19 protein-coding genes are annotated in these 13340 nt (G+C 32.9%); 9 read left to right on the top strand and 10 right to left on the bottom strand.

Annotated elements, in window-relative coordinates:
* Positions 1–49 precede the first annotated feature (49 nt).
* Positions 50–568 (bottom strand): hypothetical protein, encoded by a 519-nt coding sequence (locus ASJ80_RS12970; protein ID WP_069581779.1) that lies wholly within the window; start codon positions 566–568, stop codon positions 50–52.
* 511 nt (positions 569–1079) lie between these two features.
* Between ASJ80_RS12970 and porC the strand changes: the two genes are divergently transcribed.
* The 7 genes from porC to ASJ80_RS12935 all read left to right on the top strand — a co-directional run bounded on the left by porC (position 1080) and on the right by ASJ80_RS12935 (position 5640).
* Complete coding sequence (porC, locus tag ASJ80_RS12965) at positions 1080–1610, top strand: pyruvate synthase subunit PorC (RefSeq protein ID WP_069581777.1); 531 nt, start codon at positions 1080–1082, stop codon at positions 1608–1610.
* 8 nt (positions 1611–1618) lie between these two features.
* On the top strand, positions 1619–1861 hold the full coding sequence (porD, locus tag ASJ80_RS12960) for a pyruvate synthase subunit PorD (RefSeq protein ID WP_048082852.1): 243 nt from the start codon (positions 1619–1621) through the stop codon (positions 1859–1861).
* 1 nt (position 1862) lies between these two features.
* On the top strand, positions 1863–3014 hold the full coding sequence (gene porA / locus ASJ80_RS12955) for a pyruvate synthase subunit PorA (RefSeq protein WP_069581775.1): 1152 nt from the start codon (positions 1863–1865) through the stop codon (positions 3012–3014).
* Between the two features lies 1 nt (position 3015).
* Positions 3016–3882, top strand: a complete 867-nt coding sequence (porB, locus tag ASJ80_RS12950) for a pyruvate synthase subunit PorB (protein WP_069581773.1) — start codon at positions 3016–3018, stop codon at positions 3880–3882.
* 12 nt (positions 3883–3894) lie between these two features.
* Complete coding sequence (locus ASJ80_RS12945) at positions 3895–4386, top strand: 4Fe-4S dicluster domain-containing protein (protein ID WP_069581771.1); 492 nt, start codon at positions 3895–3897, stop codon at positions 4384–4386.
* Between the two features lie 10 nt (positions 4387–4396).
* Positions 4397–4828, top strand: coding sequence for a 4Fe-4S dicluster domain-containing protein (locus ASJ80_RS12940; protein ID WP_048082856.1), 432 nt, complete (start codon positions 4397–4399; stop codon positions 4826–4828).
* 233 nt (positions 4829–5061) lie between these two features.
* Positions 5062–5640, top strand: coding sequence for an MEDS domain-containing protein (locus ASJ80_RS12935; RefSeq protein WP_069581769.1), 579 nt, complete (start codon positions 5062–5064; stop codon positions 5638–5640).
* A gap of 100 nt (positions 5641–5740) precedes the next feature.
* Here ASJ80_RS12935 and ASJ80_RS12930 read toward each other — a convergent pair whose 3' ends face one another.
* Together ASJ80_RS12930 and ASJ80_RS12925 are read right to left on the bottom strand one after the other, a co-directional pair.
* On the bottom strand, positions 5741–5995 hold the full coding sequence (locus tag ASJ80_RS12930; protein ID WP_176720163.1) for a hypothetical protein: 255 nt from the start codon (positions 5993–5995) through the stop codon (positions 5741–5743).
* A gap of 521 nt (positions 5996–6516) precedes the next feature.
* Positions 6517–7596: an acyltransferase family protein gene (locus ASJ80_RS12925; protein ID WP_069584166.1), complete on the bottom strand. Its 1080-nt coding sequence runs from the start codon at positions 7594–7596 to the stop codon at positions 6517–6519.
* A gap of 383 nt (positions 7597–7979) precedes the next feature.
* Between ASJ80_RS12925 and ASJ80_RS12920 the strand changes: the two genes are divergently transcribed.
* The gene (locus tag ASJ80_RS12920; protein WP_069584167.1) at positions 7980–8819 is read left to right on the top strand and encodes a fumarate hydratase; all 840 of its coding nucleotides are present in this window, start codon (positions 7980–7982) and stop codon (positions 8817–8819) included.
* A gap of 402 nt (positions 8820–9221) precedes the next feature.
* Here the strand turns inward: ASJ80_RS12920 and ASJ80_RS12915 are convergent, their stop codons facing one another.
* The 5 genes from ASJ80_RS12915 to ASJ80_RS12895 are packed head-to-tail and all read right to left on the bottom strand — an operon-like array spanning position 9222 to position 11468.
* A complete protein-coding gene (locus ASJ80_RS12915) occupies positions 9222–9608 on the bottom strand; it encodes a roadblock/LC7 domain-containing protein (protein WP_069584168.1) in 387 nt (128 codons plus the stop codon).
* 45 nt (positions 9609–9653) lie between these two features.
* Positions 9654–10004, bottom strand: a complete 351-nt coding sequence (locus ASJ80_RS12910) for a roadblock/LC7 domain-containing protein (RefSeq protein ID WP_069584169.1) — start codon at positions 10002–10004, stop codon at positions 9654–9656.
* Positions 9994–10515 (bottom strand): GTP-binding protein, encoded by a 522-nt coding sequence (locus ASJ80_RS12905; RefSeq protein WP_069584170.1) that lies wholly within the window; start codon positions 10513–10515, stop codon positions 9994–9996. Before ASJ80_RS12905 ends, ASJ80_RS12910 begins: the two co-directional genes overlap by 11 nt.
* 55 nt (positions 10516–10570) lie before the next feature.
* Complete coding sequence (locus tag ASJ80_RS12900) at positions 10571–11080, bottom strand: hypothetical protein (RefSeq protein ID WP_069584171.1); 510 nt, start codon at positions 11078–11080, stop codon at positions 10571–10573.
* Positions 11081–11093: 13 nt separating this feature from the next.
* On the bottom strand, positions 11094–11468 hold the full coding sequence (locus tag ASJ80_RS12895) for a roadblock/LC7 domain-containing protein (protein ID WP_052376113.1): 375 nt from the start codon (positions 11466–11468) through the stop codon (positions 11094–11096).
* A gap of 414 nt (positions 11469–11882) precedes the next feature.
* Between ASJ80_RS12895 and ASJ80_RS12890 the strand changes: the two genes are divergently transcribed.
* On the top strand, positions 11883–12425 hold the full coding sequence (locus ASJ80_RS12890; RefSeq protein WP_069584172.1) for a hypothetical protein: 543 nt from the start codon (positions 11883–11885) through the stop codon (positions 12423–12425).
* A 64-nt stretch (positions 12426–12489) separates the two neighbouring features.
* On the opposite strand, the gene ASJ80_RS12885 is transcribed toward ASJ80_RS12890, so the two are convergent.
* Together ASJ80_RS12885 and ASJ80_RS12880 are read right to left on the bottom strand one after the other, a co-directional pair.
* Positions 12490–12735, bottom strand: coding sequence for a PRC-barrel domain-containing protein (locus tag ASJ80_RS12885; protein WP_069584173.1), 246 nt, complete (start codon positions 12733–12735; stop codon positions 12490–12492).
* Positions 12736–13018: 283 nt separating this feature from the next.
* Positions 13019–13309 (bottom strand): MarR family transcriptional regulator, encoded by a 291-nt coding sequence (locus ASJ80_RS12880; protein WP_245837578.1) that lies wholly within the window; start codon positions 13307–13309, stop codon positions 13019–13021.
* Between the last annotated feature and the right edge of the window lie 31 nt (positions 13310–13340).

The raw sequence follows: 13340 nt of genomic DNA, 5'->3' as shown, positions 1-13340 counted from the left end.
TGTCAGAAAACGGCAACTTAAAAGAAATAATAAAAAAAATAAATAAATTTTAACTGGTACTCCCTAATTCACACAGACTTTCTATTCCTGCTTTTAAAAGAAGCATAAGTACCCCAATAGCTATAACCGTTATTACAGGAGCTCCTAACCCAGATACCCCCATTGCGATCAGTACAGTTGGAACTATCTTTTCCAGTGCTTCATTTATTTTTTTATCTTCTAAAAGTTTAACTATGCCACTGTTTCCACAGATATTATCCTTAGCTTTCTTTTTAAAAATTTCCCAGAAGTCTTTCCCTGCCTTTTCCGCATTTTCAGCAGGGATTTCCTGAGATATAGTATTTACAAACCTGTTTGTTGAATCAATTGGTTTTTCTTCAAAGTTAAAGGTTTGTTTCTCCTTTAATAAACTCCTGCTTCCCATATCATGATCAGCTTCAAGGCCCATTGAAATTAGAGATGCCCCAATATTACGATAAATGTCCTTTTTAGGTACCTTATCATAATTTTTTACCGCACTATCAATCCATATACCTAACTGATCTCTATCTATTTCTGTTGAATCCATTACTTTGCCTCCACTAAAATACAAGCAATTTCTAATGGTAATATAATACTTTTAATTAGTATAAAGTTATCTAAAAATTAATATCCCCAAAATTTTAGATTTATTAACAGTCATATTATAATAATAAGACAATATTATCGATTATTTATCCAAAATAAATTTATTATAGTCCTTTTTTCATATATACAGAATTGAATGCCTTATGTTACCCCCAATATATTTTCATCTTCAGATAATTTATTCTTTAAAAAAGTTAACAATTGCTATAATTTATAAAAAGATTGTATAACTATGACTAAAAATAGTAATTAGATATTTTTTATTAGGACTTCACACCTGTTTATTTTCATTTGACAGTTCTCTATTTATATTAAGAAAATATATTTAAGAATTGAATTTTTTTATCCTCTATCTATAATCAAATAATATTACAAAAATAAAATTTGTCATGATTAAAAATATATATATATCCTAATTTATAATGATTATACATGAGGAATGGAGGTACAGTATGATCGAAATTCGATTTCATGGACGTGGTGGACAGGGTGCAGTGACTGCTGCTGAAATTTTAGCAAAAGCAGCTTTTGAAGATGGAAAGTATTGTCAAGCGTTCCCGTTCTTCGGTGCTGAACGAAAAGGTGCACCAGTCATGGCTTTTACAAGAATAAACGATAAACCAATAAGAAGAAGATATCAAGTTTATAATCCTGATCATGTTATTGTATTGGATGAAACTCTCTTAGAAGCAGTAGATGTATTATCAGGGCTTAAAGATGGTGGAAAAGTAGTTATAAATACCACAGATGACGTTAATCTTGGAGAAAATGTAGACTCATATAATATTGACGCCACAGGAATTGCTCTGGATATTTTAGGAGTTCCAATTGTTAATACAGTTATGTTAGGAGCATTCGCAGGAGTAACTAATATAGTTTCACTAGATTCCCTTATTAAAGTAACTAAAGAAACTTTCCCCGGAAAAATAGGTGAAAAGAACGCTAATGCAGCTAAAATAGCCTATGAAAAAATTAAAAAATAGGTGATTTCATGACAGCCATAGGAGCAACTGTTAAAGAACCTGGAAGCAGTGTCAAAAATAAAACAGGAAGTTGGAGAACATTTAAACCTGTTTTAGATAAAGACAAATGTATTAATTGTGAAAATTGTTTTTTATTTTGCCCAGAAGGGTGCATAACTAAAGAAACTGATATAGATTATGATTATTGTAAAGGATGCGGGATTTGTGCCCATGAGTGTCCTGTAAAAGCTATTAAAATGGAGAGAGGATAAGATGAAAGTTATTACAGCAAACAGGGCTATTGCAGAAGCAGTTAAACTTGCAAAACCAAAAGTCGTACCTGTTTATCCTATAACTCCACAAACAACCATCTCAGAATATCTGGCAACCTTTGTTGCAAATGGAGATTTAAACGCAGAATACATAAGAGTTGAATCAGAACACAGTGCAATAAGTGCTGCAGTAGGTGCATCCGGTACAGGTGTTCGAGTATTTACTGCAACATCCTCCCAGGGTTTAGCATTAATGCACGAGATCTTATTTGCAGCAGCTGGTTTAAGAAACCCAATAGTAATGGGAAATGCAAACAGGGCATTATCAGCACCATTAAGCATATGGAACGATCAACAAGATTCAATCTCACAAAGAGACACCGGATGGATGCAGTTCTTTGCTGAAGATGCTCAAGAAGCTCTTGACTTTGTATTACAGGCTTACAAAATTTCTGAAAACGAAAAAGTCTTACTTCCAAGTATGGTCTGTGTAGACGGATACTATCTCACCCATACAGTTGAACCTGTAGATATCCCAACACAGGAAGAAGTAGATGAATTTTTACCTCCATACAAACCAACACATTCCTATCTTGATCCTAAAGATCCTATGTCACTTGGAACATTTACAGATCCTAATTACTACATGGAAGCAAGGCATGACATGGAAGTAGCTATGGAAGGAGCTAAAGACATAATAAGGGATGTAAACAAGGAATTCGCTGAAAAATTCGGTCGTGAGTACGACTTAGTTGAAAATTACATGTGTGATGACGCTGAAGTGATCATCATAGCCATGGGATCACTTTGTGGTACAATAAAGGCAGTTATAGACAACATGAGAAAAGAAGGACATAAAGTCGGTCTTCTCAGAGTAATAGCATTTAGACCATTCCCTAAAGAAGATATATACAATGCAATTAAGAACGCAGATAGAGTAGCTGTTCTGGATAAAAACATCTCACTGGGTATTGGAGGAGTCCTGTTCAACGAGATCAAAGCTAAAATGGATGTAGATGCGAGAGGCTTTATATTAGGTCTTGGAGGGCGTGACGTATCCAATGAGGATATAAGAAATATAATTGAAATTACCAAAAATTCTACTGAAAGCGATACAATTAATTGGATCGGCTTAAAAGAGGAGGAAGCATAAAATGGAAGTACCTGAAAAAGAATTTCTTGCTGCTGGGCACAGAGGTTGTGCTGGATGTGGTGCTACCATAGGCGCAAGACTTGCACTTAAAATGCTAGGTGAAAACACTGTAGCAGTATCTGCAACAGGCTGTTTAGAAGTTATTACAACTCCATACCCTGAAACATCATGGAACATCCCATGGATCCATGTAGCATTTGAAAATGCTGCAGCGGTAGCGTCAGGTGTTGAAAGAGCTCTCAAAGCACAGGGAAAAGATGATGTTAATGTAGTAGTATTTGCTGGAGATGGTGGAACAGCAGATATAGGGCTTCAATCTCTTTCAGGAGCTATGGAAAGGGGACATAATATAATTTACATATGTTACGATAACGAAGCTTACATGAACACTGGAGTCCAAAGAAGTGGTGCAACACCATATGGTGCATCAACAACCACATCACCACATGGAAAAGAGAGCTTTGGTGAAGATAAGCCAAAGAAAAACATTCCAATGATAATGGCAGCTCATGGTGTTCCTTACGTTGCAACAGCATCCATTTCATATCCTGAAGATTTCATGAAAAAGGTTAAAAAAGCAACTGAAATCGATGGACCTGCTTATATCCACCTCCATCAACCATGTACAACCGGATGGGGGTACGATCCATCAAAAACCATAGAACTTGGAAGATTAGCTGTCGATACTGGTTCATGGTTGCTTTATGAAATTGTAGATGGGGAATTTAAAGTAACATACAAACCACTGCAGAGAAAACCTGTAAATGAATATTTAGAAGCTCAAAAAAGGTTTAGACATCTTGCGGATGAAGAAAAAGAAAAGATCCAGAATTATGTGGACAGTATATGCGCTGAACTTAAAATATAGGGGGATATATTCTTGGAAAAAGTATTGATTCAACCAGAGATTTGCGATGGATGTGGAGATTGTGAAGGAGCATGTGAAAAACTTCACGGCACATCAAGAATCATGGTAAGAGAAGTCGAAGGCGCTTATTACCCCATTATTTGTCAGCATTGTGAAGACGCTCCGTGTATGAAAATCTGCCCTGTAGATGCAATTGATGAGGGATCAATTGATTCTGAAAAATGCATAGGATGTTCTCTATGTATGCTCATATGTCCATTTGGGGCAATTTCAATACATGAAAAAAAAGCACACAAATGCAGCCAGTGCCCTGATCTTGATACTCCAGCATGTGTTAAAGCATGTTCCAAAAGAGCCATTTCCATCGTAGATACTGAGAAAATGAAGCTAATAAAACAGGCTGAACACATTAAAAAGTTATCAGGTATCGGTAAAAAGTCTAAAAAGAAAGGACTCGTAAGTGTTTTAACACACGGTACAAGGGCAAAGGATGCTCTTAAATAGGAGGCATGAAATGAGAGAATTAATTTCACGACCAGAACTCTGCGAAGACTGCTCAAAATGTGAAAGGGAATGCCCTCAAAATGCAATAAGAGTTATAGAAGGAGTTGCAATCCACTGTTTACACTGTGCGCCAGATCGGGCCCCTTGTTTAAACATATGCCCTGAAGATGCCATAGAAGAAATAGACGGTGCAATTGTAGTTGATGAAGACGCATGTATAGGATGCGGCCTCTGTAAAACTGCCTGCCCTATTGGAGCCATCTACATAAATGAAGAAGGTATTGCAAAGAAATGTAACCTGTGTATTGATCAGGAAACACCTCGCTGTGTACTCACATGCCCAACCGGCGGTCTGAAAGAAGATTCATCAGAAATGATATTAGATAAGCGTGAAAAAGTCGCTAAGGAACTTGAAAGACTTAGGATGATCATGAGGTACTGACTTATTCAATAATGCTTAATCAGAATTGATTAAGCTTACTCTTTTTTATTAAAATTTATTTTATTTTAAAATAATTTATTATCTGCAGATTAATTAAAATCATGCTATTTTATAATTATAGAATCCCTAAACAAGTATTTACTGCCTATTTTAATATCTTACTATAATCAATAATTATATTAAAGTTAATAACCTTATTTAAGAATTGATTTTACTTTGTGGAGAAGATATGAATGAAAGACCAATTAAGGAAGTCAGGTATTGAACTTATTGGAGAAGTACCGTGGGGTACACATTTTTGTCAATTTTATCAAACTAAAGAAAATTTAATAGATATATTGATCCCTTATTTTCAAGCAGGGCTTGAAAATAATGAGTTCTGCATGTGGGTTACCTCACAACCCTTAACTACAGAAGAGGCTGAAGAAGCATTAAAAAATGCTGTTCCTTATGCAGATAGTTATCTCAAAAAGGGGCAAATTGAAATTATCTCCTACAAAGACTGGTATCTTAAGGAGGATGCCTTTGATTCAAATAGAATCTTAAATGGATGGGCCAAAAAATTGAATCATGCTTTAAAAAATGGCTATGATGGTTTAAGGCTAAGTGGAAATACGTTCTGGCTTGAAAAAGAAGATTGGAATGAATTCAGCCAGTATGAAGAAGAAATAAATGATGTATTTGGTAAATCCAATGTACTTGCCATTTGTACATATTCCCTTGATAAATGTAATGCAGATGATGTAATCGACGTAGTTAACAATCACCAGTTCGCCCTAACCGAGCTTGAAGGTGAATGGGCACTTATGTAACGTGTAGCACCTGAAATTTAAAATAGAAGTAACAGTGATTTATCATTCGTTAAAACATCGAATGGATTATATAACTTAAAATTATTAATTTGCCAATAACTTATTCATTTACATCATTTTGAAGTTCTTTTAAGTCTCCGTGAAGTAATTCTTCAAGTTCATCTGCCATTATGACCATTTCCAGATATTTATCAGTGTCATCAATTGTATAAATAATATTTCTTATTGCGGGAATAAATTCCAACATATTTTGTGCATCTTTAACTGTTTTAGGCTTATGTTTAGGGTTTTTATGTAATTCCAATACAAATTTAATTACTTCAGTCCAGACTTCATCGTAATTATATTCTTTCATGTTACTAATTATATTGAAAGTATTACATAAATAATTTTCAATAATTTTTACTTTCCCATACAATATTTTAAACGCTTATGTCTGGAGTATTGTGCAAATATTACGATTTAAATTATTATGTAATTTTTGATTAAATAAATAGAATTTTTTAAAACAAGTCCACCTAAATTAACCAGTATGGAAAAATTTTTTATTTTTCCGATTGAAAAAAACTTTCAAATCCAAAGGTTCTCAAAATCTAGGATTTTGAAACCTGGAAAATAAAGCTTACAAACATGAAACTTACAAAAAACCACAGGTTTTTTGTTGCATCAAAATCGTAGATTTTGACAGTGTTTGTGCATTCGAAAATCAATGATTTTCGAAAGTTTTCCAAGGATTTGAATGCACAAAAATCAAAGATTTTTGCAAGCTTTGTTTTTTTCAATATAATAAATGAAGTATAAACTGTGCACATGATATGGACATGAGCGTAACAGAAATCAAATTACTTGCTATAATTCATATAGGCAGTAACCACGTCAATGAAATATCTTAGAAATATCAAATGTGGGTTTTTGAATTATTTTTTTAGAAATGTATTCTTTGAATTTTATTTCCAGAATGAAAAATAAAGAACCTACTATAGTCAGGATAATTATATTACTAATTAAAGAGGTTATTCCATAAATATGCTGTAATCCAAATTCTTCAATAATTGAAGCCATTGAAAGTCCTGAACCAAAAACTATTATCTGCACTAAAAAAATGTGGTAAGAAGCTCTGCCAATGAACCCCAATAAACCAGAAATTTTTTCTGAAACTAATGGTAAATATCTCAAGCCGACTAAACATATAGTTAATGGGTAAAAAAAGGATAGAACATTACGAGGTTGCCATGCAGACTGGAAGTGTATAAAATTCCAATTAAAAACCGAAATTGATATCATATAAACAACACTTACAATTAGCCCCATTATTATAAATTTTCTTTTAAACACCGTCTTTAAACTGTTAATATCAAAGTTATCTAAGGTCCAAACACCCAATGCTATTATAAATAAATACCTTAAGATACACGCTCTATAAAGATATGAATTATTTTCTAAAACCGGAATTTGATTGGCTAATATCTCAAAAACAAAGGTTAATACAAAGCTTAAGACTAAAGTAAATTTGGGATTTTTCTTGTATAAGCAATATAATATAGGAAAAACAAAAACAAACTGGAATATAATGGATACAAAATAATTACCCGGCCCAGATAATGGTAAATAACCTAAAATGCTTAAAAATCCTATGTAAAGATCTCCCTTAAATAAAAGACCTAAAATTGCAGACAATATGAAAATAACAATGAAGGGATAGAGTAATCTTTTAAAACGACTTTTAATATAGTTCGTATTATATATTTGACTTAAAGTTATATATCCCCTTCTTTTAAAGGACATTGCTGCATTTAAACCCATAACAACAAGAAATATTGGTACTGCTTGTTCTATAGTGAAAATAGATAGTGGAATTTTAGCTAAGTTTCCAGGTAATACATGTAAAGTTATAACTGCGATTATTGCAAGTCCTTTTATAATATCTATTTGAATGTAATGCTTGCTTTCATCCAATTTAAGCACCCATTAGTAATATTAAACCAGTAGTATTTTGAAGGTTTCCAGGATAATTAAACTTTATAAATCTACTAAAATGACTTTTATGAGAGTTTATACATCCTATTAGTTTGTTGAAAGTCTTTATAACCTGAAATTTCAATAATACTTGCAATTAAAATCAAAACTAAAAATAGTGTCGTTCCCTTCAAATTATCCGCCCCCCTTATGCTGATTCAATATATTTATGGAGGATAATAATAATAGTTACTATTACAATCAAACAGAAAGGATTATGTTTAGTTATAAGAAATAATTTAATATCTTCGTTTTTTTAATACGTTTGAAAATAACTGATTTAAATAACAAAACATAATATTTATTTATTAGAGAGGTTTATCATGATTACTCAAAGTACTATAGAAGATACAATATTTAACTTATTCAAAGAGGCCGTAATCAAGTTGCCCGATGATGTCAAGAAAGCGCTTGAAGAGGCATATAAAAATGAAGATGATGAGATTGCATGTCTAAATCTTAAAGCTATACTCGATAATATTGAAGCTGCTGAAGAACTTGACGTTCCAATGTGTCAAGATACAGGTCTCCCAATTATTTTTGTTAAACTTGGTAAAGTAGAAGTTGAAAACCTCTATGAAGGCATAAGAAATGGGGTCAAAAGGGCCACTAAAGAAATACCACTACGGCCAAACGTGGTAAATCCACTAACAAGAGAAAATACAAGTACAAATACAGGCAATTTGATTCCTCAAATAGATATAGAACTTATTGATGAAGAAAAAATCGAATTTACAGTTTTTCCAAAGGGTATTGGATCAGAAAACAACAACGCCCTCAAAATGGCTTTGCCAGGAGAAGGTATCGAAGGCATTAAAAAGTTCGTTCTGGATACAGTAATTGCTGCCGGTGGAAAACCATGCCCTCCAATAATTGTGGGAGTTGGAGTGGGAGGACTATCGGATATGGCCATGAAACTTGCAAAAAAAGCGCTGCTTGGAAAAGTTGGAGAGCGGAATCCAGACAAGATGATTGCAGAACTGGAAGAGGATCTTTTACGCCAGATAAACGAAACTGGAATTGGTCCAATGGGGCTCGGAGGTAAAACAACAGCACTCGATGTGAAAATTTTAACTGCAGATACCCATACTGCAGGACTTCCAATAGGAATATGTATTCAATGCTGGGCAGGAAGGCATGCAGAAGCTGTTTTACGGCCTTAAAATAAGATTTAAAAATCATTTACTCTTTTTTGTTTTACTTTATAAAAAGTATCTTTTCCATAAAATGAGAAAGTTTAAAATTTCTAATCACAAACAGGCGATAACCTTACAAAAATTACTGCAAAACAGGCGAATAATAGCTAGAAAGTAGATTTTGGTTCAGCATATATCCTGGAATTCCAACGTCATCATATCAATCTCCAGGAAGTTTCAAAGACAATATACAGGATGTTCCAAGTGATAGATAACAAACAGGTTAATTGAACCATAATAGACACTCAAACTGGTGCAAATTATAGAAATTTAAGTTTAGTTAAATAGCCACAAAGTAATTAATGATTTAACTGTAACAAATCCAAGCATACATAATATTTCACAACAAAACAAAAAGATATATAAATATTATATTGCATCAGATCCGTAAGCTTCCCGCATTATATCATATATTTCTTCTACTGCTTTTTTCATCCTTAAAAAAACCATACCCGTATTAGTATTTGAATTCATGGAACATACCAAAGCTACAGATGAGAAACCCATAATAATTATCTGTATTTTATCTCCAGTTATCAAAAGACGTTTTAAATCATCGTTACCTACATCTTCAAGGGTTTTTTTACCAATTTCCAGTAAAGATGCGGACATTGCAGCTATTCTCTGGTTTTTAACATGGGGGTTACTTGAAGTAAATATCAGTCCGTCCTTCCGGATAACGTAGGACTCCTTGATATCGGCACGCTCCTGCATATCCTCAAGAACTTCACATATTTGCTCTGAAATTGGCCTCATTTTTAAATCACTGGTTTAATTGATTTTAGAGATATAAAAATAGGATTAATTATCCATACACTCTCTAACTACTTTTTTAAGAGTTACCCTGATCATTCCAATATTAGCATTATTTTCTGTTAATACTATTATAACATGCTTGTTCCCAAATTCTTCTATGACAATCTTTCCCGAATCTGTTTCAACAATTAATTTCTCTAAATTACCATAACTAATGCTTCTAATCATTTCTCTAACTGCGCCAAGTGCTGCAGCAGTTGTAGCGCTCAAAATAGAAGTATTTTCATCTAATTTACTCACAGGAATACCATCTAACCCTGCTAAAATAGAGTCTTTTACTCCAGTTATCCTATTTATAGAAATTAAAGCTTTTTCAAAATTTGTTTCAAGTTTCATTGGATTTACCCAAACTATTTAATTTTTTTTCAATATTTTTTATAAGACTGCCCATTATATTTCCAAGATCTTGATTTTCAAGTGCTGATGTGTTAACTACTGGGATTTCCTCAGGTATACTAAGTTCTTCCCGAATTTGAGAGTCTTTAATTTCACAGATATCAGTTTTATTGGCGGCAATTATATATGGTACATTGTAGCCAGTTATAAACTTTACAAGTTCATGGTCAACGGGTGATATCCCTACAGTAGAGTCAATTAGAAGTATAGCTCCATCCATTCCAGTAGCAAGAGTATTCCACATAAAAGAAAATCTTCTATGTCCAGGACTTGCAAATAGATGTATTAAGAACCCCTGCTGCTCAATCTGGACAAAATCAAAGCTGGTTGTAATGCTATCAAAGTCTCCTTTAAGAAGCAGATCTTGCCCGCTTAACTTTTCGACAAATGTGGTTTTCCCTGCATTAAGAGCACCAAATACAACTACTTTAAGGATAGATCCCGCTGCCATTAATTATTTACTCCCCTTTTTTAGCTACAATTTATATCTCAAATTTTTTAGATCCCTAAAATTTTTTAAGGACAATTTTACTGTTCCCATCTTTAGATTCTATACTATCCACTATGAAAGGATCCCCTGTAACTTCTTCCATCATAGCTGCACATCCTAAAGCCAGTGGACATCCAACAGAACGAGGTACATCATTTTCTTCCAGATAGTCTGTGTAATGATGAGCGCGGCAGTTTTTAACCGTAATTTCTATGCTATCATCGGTTACATCATAATCCATACTATCTGCTACATTAAAACGTCCGATGAGATAACTGTCATAAAATTCCATCGCTTTCTGAGGATTGCTTGTATCTTGATCTGCTTTAAGCAGGGTTGATCCTATTTTAATAAGACGCCATATATCTTCTCCAAAAGCTCTAGTAACTCCTGCTGAACCTGCCCCTGATACTTTCCAGAGACCTTTAGTTAGTCCCATTAATGATACTGCGTATAAAACATTTATAGGATCTGGCTGATCACGGAGTAATGCTACCACTGTATCCATCTTCATATCTTCTGTCATTTAAAATCCCTTCTTATTTCTCCATTACTTCTTTCACTTTATCTGCTGTTCTTTCTACTTCCATGAGTACTAAACCCAGATTCACATCTTTAGGTGAAAGTACAGCTAAAATGCCTTTAGTACCTGCAAAAGAGAATGTGGCTTTCCCAACACTTCCTTCAATTATAATTTCGCCCAAATCTCCTCTACTCAATTCATCACAAGTCCTTTGAGAAGTACCTACAATTGCTGCACCCATTGCAGCTAAACGTTTTTCATCAGTGTCTTGAGGTAAAACAGATGCTATCATTAAACCATCCGGCCTTAAAAGGGCAGCACCAGTAACATCACCAGGAGCTCTTTCCATAAGCTCATTCAAAATTCCACCTACGTCTTCACGAATACCCATATTAAATTCTCCTAAATTTTCGTTTTTGTTAGATCCACTTTTATCCATTTATTTTTAATATTTCTCATGCGAATATGGATTATATCTAAATTCCATAGTCATACAGCTGTATACGTGATTATTAATTTAATCAATGGAAATAATTAATTAAAATGTGAACATGTGCATTTTTACATTATATAAAGTACGCATTTGCAAAAAGTATAAATATATAAAGTAAAAATTTCGCAATTTTATTTTATAAATCGTATTATTAGCAGTGTACGTAATAATATACATAATATATTAATTTAATTAAAAATATTTATACTTGATATAATTAACCATATAATTACCGGAATAATCTCAATTAAAGGAATAATTAATTAAAATATTCCAATTACGTGGCTAAAACATATTATTTAAAGTGATGTTATGACTGAATTTACCAATCTAAAAAGAGCAACCGTATCCATACCCCAAGACTTAGATTACAAATTCAAAAAGGTAGCCTCTCAAAAATTCAAATTTGAAAAGGGATGGTACAGCAAAGCAATGATCGAAGCTATGAGAATATGGTTAAAATATAACAATCTTATTCAATTAAAAAATGGAACTGATTCCATTGGCCGTTTCTTAGGTAAACTAATATGGGATGAATGGAAACAAAATTTTCAGGATGTAGATTTTCAAACACCCAATGAACCTACAAATCAGATTTTAAATAATTTTAGTAATAAATCAACATATGTGGAAAATATAGACTACCATATCAACAATGATGACCTAAAAATCTATTTAAAAAGTTACGCTGTAAAAGATAAGCCATATATGGTGGAAAACCTGCTAACTGAATATCTTCAACCAATTACAATAATTACCCGAGCAGGAATAGAAGAAGTTACAGGTGATGACTATAAAATAAACGAGTTTAAAGTAGGAAAATCCAGCAAAATACATTTAAAAAAAGTAGATTAAATAGCAGGTCTATTATTAAAAAGTAAAAAGAGGTAATGACGAATCAGCGATTCATTTTAATCAATTACATTATTCCTTCTCTTCTTTCTTCAGTTTCTCCCGATTTTTTTAAGAGTATCCTTTCGCCCACAGTTTCAATCATGCTGTAAGGAATAACTCGGTCTCTCCCCCTAATGCGTCCTCCTTCATGAAGAATAATAGAGTCTATCCTGTCGGAGTCAAAATCAACGTCAATATCATCCACTTTACCAAGTTCGTGGCCTTTTGAATCTAGAACTTCTTTTCCAATTAATTCATCTTTTACTTTCAATTAAATCACCTCAAACTCATAACAAAGAACTATAATCACTGGCCATCAAAACCAGTGAAATAATTCACCCTATCTTTAAAAAATTTAATGGAATAACTGAACTGTATTATTACTATATTTGAAATTAGTAATATATTTTGTTATAAACTATACCTAAACTAAATTAAATAAATAAAATTCATTTAATTTGTAAAAAAAAACCCATTTAAATGCCTATTTCTATAAAAATAGACGTGTTAAAATTTATTAAATTAAGATTAAAAAAACAAGATTTAGAGTCTTATTATTTTGACTCATTCTTTAAATTAAAAACTGTTTCTGATTTTATAAGGCCTTTATTTTCCAAATCATGCATTAATTGAGCTATTATTGCATATTCCTGGCCAGTATAATCAGCTAACTCCTCAATAGACGCGTTTCGCTTTCTGCTTAGATAATCTAATGTGTTCATCATTAATTCGCGTCTTAACTCCTCATTTTTCCATTTGAACATCAAAATATCAATCCTCACATTTGGAATATGTATTGTGGCAGCCCAAAAGCAAAGCTTTTGAAAGTTTGTAACCTCTGCCATTTATTCACTTTTAGTGTTTTATTTTACACTT

This window comes from Methanobacterium bryantii (genome assembly GCF_002287175.1).
In the GTDB taxonomy this organism is placed as follows: Archaea; Methanobacteriota; Methanobacteria; order Methanobacteriales; family Methanobacteriaceae; genus Methanobacterium_D; species Methanobacterium_D bryantii.
Note: the sequence above shows the minus strand (reverse complement) of the source record. Positions and strands in the feature narration are given on the sequence as shown.

Bases quoted from the DNA above. Each gene is read 5' to 3' on its own strand.
- ASJ80_RS12930 (WP_176720163.1), bottom strand. From the start codon at position 5,995: ATGAAAGAATATAATTACGATGAAGTCTGGACTGAAGTAATTAAATTT.
- porD (WP_048082852.1), top strand. From the start codon at position 1,619: ATGACAGCCATAGGAGCAACTGTTAAAGAACCTGGAAGCAGTGTCAAA.
- porC (WP_069581777.1), top strand. From the start codon at position 1,080: ATGATCGAAATTCGATTTCATGGACGTGGTGGACAGGGTGCAGTGACT.
- porB (WP_069581773.1), top strand. From the start codon at position 3,016: ATGGAAGTACCTGAAAAAGAATTTCTTGCTGCTGGGCACAGAGGTTGT.
- ASJ80_RS12905 (WP_069584170.1), bottom strand. From the start codon at position 10,515: ATGGCAGCGGGATCTATCCTTAAAGTAGTTGTATTTGGTGCTCTTAAT.
- ASJ80_RS12970 (WP_069581779.1), bottom strand. From the start codon at position 568: ATGGATTCAACAGAAATAGATAGAGATCAGTTAGGTATATGGATTGAT.
- ASJ80_RS12920 (WP_069584167.1), top strand. From the start codon at position 7,980: ATGATTACTCAAAGTACTATAGAAGATACAATATTTAACTTATTCAAA.
- ASJ80_RS12890 (WP_069584172.1), top strand. From the start codon at position 11,883: ATGACTGAATTTACCAATCTAAAAAGAGCAACCGTATCCATACCCCAA.
- ASJ80_RS12895 (WP_052376113.1), bottom strand. From the start codon at position 11,468: ATGGGTATTCGTGAAGACGTAGGTGGAATTTTGAATGAGCTTATGGAA.
- ASJ80_RS12940 (WP_048082856.1), top strand. From the start codon at position 4,397: ATGAGAGAATTAATTTCACGACCAGAACTCTGCGAAGACTGCTCAAAA.
- ASJ80_RS12910 (WP_069584169.1), bottom strand. From the start codon at position 10,004: ATGAAACTTGAAACAAATTTTGAAAAAGCTTTAATTTCTATAAATAGG.
- porA (WP_069581775.1), top strand. From the start codon at position 1,863: ATGAAAGTTATTACAGCAAACAGGGCTATTGCAGAAGCAGTTAAACTT.
- ASJ80_RS12880 (WP_245837578.1), bottom strand. From the start codon at position 13,309: ATGGCAGAGGTTACAAACTTTCAAAAGCTTTGCTTTTGGGCTGCCACA.
- ASJ80_RS12935 (WP_069581769.1), top strand. From the start codon at position 5,062: ATGAAAGACCAATTAAGGAAGTCAGGTATTGAACTTATTGGAGAAGTA.
- ASJ80_RS12915 (WP_069584168.1), bottom strand. From the start codon at position 9,608: ATGAGGCCAATTTCAGAGCAAATATGTGAAGTTCTTGAGGATATGCAG.
- ASJ80_RS12900 (WP_069584171.1), bottom strand. From the start codon at position 11,080: ATGACAGAAGATATGAAGATGGATACAGTGGTAGCATTACTCCGTGAT.